Source organism: Gallibacterium faecale (assembly GCF_027920745.1).
Classification (GTDB): Bacteria; Pseudomonadota; Gammaproteobacteria; order Enterobacterales; family Pasteurellaceae; genus Gallibacterium; species Gallibacterium faecale.
The window spans coordinates 1-4,204 of the sequence record NZ_JAQIBB010000011.1 but is presented as its reverse complement, the minus strand read 5'-3'; the positions used below and the strand labels follow the sequence as shown (position 1 = coordinate 4,204).

The 4,204-nt window shown below is 33.2% G+C and carries 5 protein-coding genes; 3 read left to right on the top strand and 2 right to left on the bottom strand.

Features of this window, described 5'->3' with window-relative positions; all coding sequences use genetic code 11:
• On the bottom strand, window positions 1-1,482 hold a 1,482-nt coding region (locus tag PF272_RS01165; protein ID WP_271141329.1), incomplete at its 3' end, for a hypothetical protein.
• 167 nt (window positions 1,483-1,649) lie between these two features.
• Here PF272_RS01165 and PF272_RS01160 point away from each other — a divergent pair.
• Window positions 1,650-2,147 carry a hypothetical protein gene (locus tag PF272_RS01160; RefSeq protein WP_271141328.1) on the top strand — a complete coding sequence of 166 codons (498 nt, stop codon included), beginning with the start codon at window positions 1,650-1,652 and terminating at the stop codon, window positions 2,145-2,147.
• On the top strand, window positions 2,144-2,587 hold the full coding sequence (locus tag PF272_RS01155; RefSeq protein WP_271141327.1) for a type II toxin-antitoxin system YafO family toxin: 444 nt from the start codon (window positions 2,144-2,146) through the stop codon (window positions 2,585-2,587). The genes PF272_RS01160 and PF272_RS01155 overlap by 4 nt, the downstream gene beginning before the upstream one ends.
• Before the next feature lie 11 nt (window positions 2,588-2,598).
• On the opposite strand, the gene relB is transcribed toward PF272_RS01155, so the two are convergent.
• Complete coding sequence (gene relB, locus PF272_RS01150; RefSeq protein WP_271141326.1) at window positions 2,599-2,835, bottom strand: type II toxin-antitoxin system RelB family antitoxin; 237 nt, start codon at window positions 2,833-2,835, stop codon at window positions 2,599-2,601.
• Window positions 2,836-3,038: 203 nt separating this feature from the next.
• On the opposite strand from relB, the gene PF272_RS01145 reads away from it, so the two are divergent.
• A complete protein-coding gene (locus PF272_RS01145; protein WP_271141325.1) occupies window positions 3,039-3,983 on the top strand; it encodes a hypothetical protein in 945 nt (314 codons plus the stop codon).
• Window positions 3,984-4,204: the final 221 nt, after the last annotated feature.

Genomic DNA, 4,204 nt, shown 5'->3' with positions numbered 1-4,204 from the left:
ATTATTATGCTGTGAAGCGATTGATTTCGCATAAGCTGCAACTTCTTCCTCATCTAATAACATTTGTTTTGTCATAAACGAAATTAACTCTTTTTCTCCAAAACCAACATCTTTTAATTGTGATATTGTTTGAACAATTAAGCCTGATGAGTTGATTGCATCTAATTTTGTTCTTTGTTTTTCAGATTCATAAGCAGAAATGGAACCGTAAAAATTAATGTCGTATGGTCTATTTGCCTTATTGAATTTCTTCCCATATTTAAACATCATATGGTTATCAATGATTTGATGAAAGAATCTATCTAAAGCAACTCTTATCATCCTTGATCCTTCTGCTATTTGTGCTGATGTTCTGAAAAATCCACCTTCACCTAATCCACCAGATAATTGATCTGCGAACCCTAACATTGATAAATCAACACCTAAAGCGCCGGCAGTTAGTCTTGCGTGTAGCATAATATCATCAATATTAATTGTATTAGCTCGTTTAGACCCTAATCCGTCATTACTTGTTACTATTTGCTTTTCATTTGTTGTAAAAATCACATGTCTAGTACGGCTTAGGACCGGCTCTCCATTAACTGCTTTATCAGCCATACTTTTAGAGATTTTTAGCATTTTTATAATGGATTCTTTTAATCTTGTTTGTTGTTCTGGACTTCCACCAGTGAGATTGACAGATAAAAACCCTTCATCAATGGAATCTACCCAACGTTGACCGACAATAGCAGCTAATGCCGTATATAAATCATTAAAAGGCTTTTCAGCAGGATATAAAAAAGAACCACCGACTAGGGCTGGAAGATACGGCAATTTATTAACATCATCTTCTACTAGATTAACTTTTGCTGTTTTATAAAGGACCGAATCTTGAGGAATTAATTGTATTCTAGGCATTTTAAGTCTTGCGACTTGCAATGGATTTAGTCTAAATGGGCTGCGTCCATCAGTATTAACTAAAAAACCTTTTGTTAATCCCGCTTGTTCATAAGGCAAAACCAATGACGGGTGAAGTAATTCATCATATTGACAAGCAACTAGCCCCTTTCTTTCTTCAAAATACGTTCTTAAATAAGCGTCTCCAAAGGCAATGGCGTTGTATGTTAAAGAAAAGGCCACATCATTAAATCTATCTTGTAAATCACCTTTTAACTCTTCAATAATTTTTTTATCTTCATTAGATGCTGTTGATTCTGTTTCAATAAAAACTAAATCACCTTTTGTTTCATGTCCACCTAATGCTGCTGTAACATGAGCTTTTAATGCTGTACTAATAATTGGATCTTTTTCCATTTTTAGCCATTGCTGATAAATATCTCTACGGCTGCGACTGTTAGATACTAAAAGATCTGTTGATGATGTTAACGAGATTGCCGAGTAATCAAGATCACTTAATAAATCTCTAGTCTCTTCAACATTAGACTTCTTGGACGGTTTATTCGTATCTTCTTTAACAAAAATACTTTTAAAAGGTAATTTCACTTTAGCCTCTCTAATAATAAAAACATTTTAGGCATTATCTAATTTTAAAAGAGGCTTATTTTTTTGGTTTTCTTATGTATTTAACTACTCTTGGTATTTTATTGCATTTAACTTCTTTAAAGTTTATGATCTAAACAGAAGTAGATTAAGATATAAATTATTAAACCATGAAAAAACAGAATGCAGCAAAAGCACTATTAGCCTCCATTTTAGTAGCGGCAACGCCTCAACAGGAGCAAATGAATGCAGTAAATAAAACTGTAGAAAGCATTCAAGAACTAACTTTCAATCAAGCCCAATCCTGTGAAGTCATAACAAATCTAAATTTATTAAAACAGCGTGTGGCAATGTTGAATAGCTTTCTTGCTGCTGATAAATTTCGTGTAAATCATCTCCATAAAGATCTACCCGATCTCATTAATATTAGAGATTCAGTACAGAGTGTTGTAGTTTTAGTGCGTAACTATCTTGTTGAACGAAAAACTTTTTCTGAGTACAAAAATGAATTAAGAGCATTTTCTAATGAAGTTTTTAAACTTAACATTGCTTTAGGAAATATAAAAAATAATCACAAACAATTTAATATTGTAGATACAGGCATTTCCTTTAATCAAAATGAGCTAGAAAACCTTATTACGGATAGCAATAAGGTTCATTCTGTATGATGAATTGTTTTGTTACTATTCATCCTGATGTGCAAAAGAACTTTGACCCTATAGTATTAGAAAAATTAGCTAAATCTCTAGTTTATTTTGCCAATAGCGGATTTTCCGACTTTCCTCATATTTTTGGCTCTTATGGTGGTTTCGAGAGAAACCCTAAAGCTGTACAAGCACAAATTTATAAAATACACATCGCTTTAACTGAGCAAGATCTAATTAGTAAATTTTGGCGTTACAAATACAAACCAAATAGAAGACAGAGTGATAATTTTTTAGTTTTTAATTCTCATTGGGCTTACCCTAATTTATTTCAAATAATTGATATTATTTCCCCTAATGCCCATAAAAGGGCAGATAAACTGCTTCCTATGTTAATTGATCGGGCTGAAACATTTCACGATTTTGAAATAAAAGAGCTAGAAAAACTTAAATGGTTTAAATAATTAAAGCTGTATCAGCGAACAGCACCGTCCAAATTAAGTTCATTCTCTACATCCTTTAATGTATATGTTTTTTCCTTGCCTGAACGAACACGTTCTAACGTTGCATTAGCTAAGAGTAAATCTTCTAAATCTTCTAAATAAGCTTCTAGAGCTTGTTTAATGTAGAAAGATTTTGCTCTTCCTGTTTCCATAGCTAAATGCTCTAAGCGTTGTTGTAATTCATCCGGCAATCTTACTGTAATAGTCATATTTTGACCTCCTTATTTGGGTGTACGGTTATTATAATGACGTATTACGTGTAATATAAGTAATAATCACATCTCATCTACTATTGCTAAATACTTCAATAAAAGAACTAATGATCAGTTTACTCTAAGAAAAAGACAACTTTATCATTCAGAATTTGTTACAAAATAATCTTATAACTTACTACAAAATAGAAAAGTATATTATGGGACTACTCGATCAAATAACTAACGCAACCCTATCTATTGGTAAAGGTGTTTTATCATCTAAAGTTAGTACAAACAGATTACCTATCTTAAATAAAGGATTTAATATAGCCGAAGCCTTTTTACATGGGGGGATTGGTGGTGCCTTAGATACAGCTGTGAACAGCGGAATTATTACTGATTTAATTAAAGAGTCTAAGCCGTTTCAATCTGCTATGGGGCAATATCTGGGTAGTAATCTACACGCCAAATTATCAATAAAAGATGTTCAGCAAATAACTGCCCTAGCCTTTGCCATAGAACACGCTAGGAAAAACTTATGGTTACTCAGTATTTCACCCTATCAACCAGCTGCAAACAATTTATTTGGCAACATTTCTGGTATGGTTGGGAATGTTGCTGGTGGAAAAATTAGCCAAATGCTTGGTGGAGGCTCTATTGGAAACATTACAGGTAAAATTACCTCTCAAATTGTTTCTAGCACTATTAATTCGTTACCCTTAGTCGGGACAGCACTTGCCAATTCGAATGGCGAGGGGACAACATCCGCATTTAATATGCTAGCAACCGATTTAAACTACTCTTTTATTACGCTTGAAGGTGAGCAATACAATATAGGCTCTTCTGTAATAGATGGACCTAAATTAGGCAGTCCAGTTGAAATCAGCATTACGACAATGGACGATGAACAAGGAACAATAAAGAGAGCTTTTCAGCAATGGTCATCTAATGTCGTACATCAAGATGGAACTATTGGTGTAATGGCAGATGGATTATTGCATATAAGAATATTGCACGCTTTTGTTGGAGATAATGTCAATATAGGCGGTTATGAATCTAATATTATCGCTAGACCAGTTGGTGTTGAATATGACTTATCAAGACGTGAACAAGCAGTAGAAGAATTTACTATGAGATTTATTCAGACCGACACGTTTATTTAGGATTATTATCTTGTTACTAAAGTGGTTACATTGAGTAAATTAAGCGAGTGATTACGAGATAATGCGGAAAGAAACGGAAGATAAATTGAGTCCCAAAGTGAGACCCAACATACACTTTAACTTTGATTTAGAACGCATTAAAAAGGCTGTTAATGATCGTTTTGCGGCTATTCCTAAAGATGCTTCTAAAAAAGATTTAATTAAATGGATTAAGGAGTAAA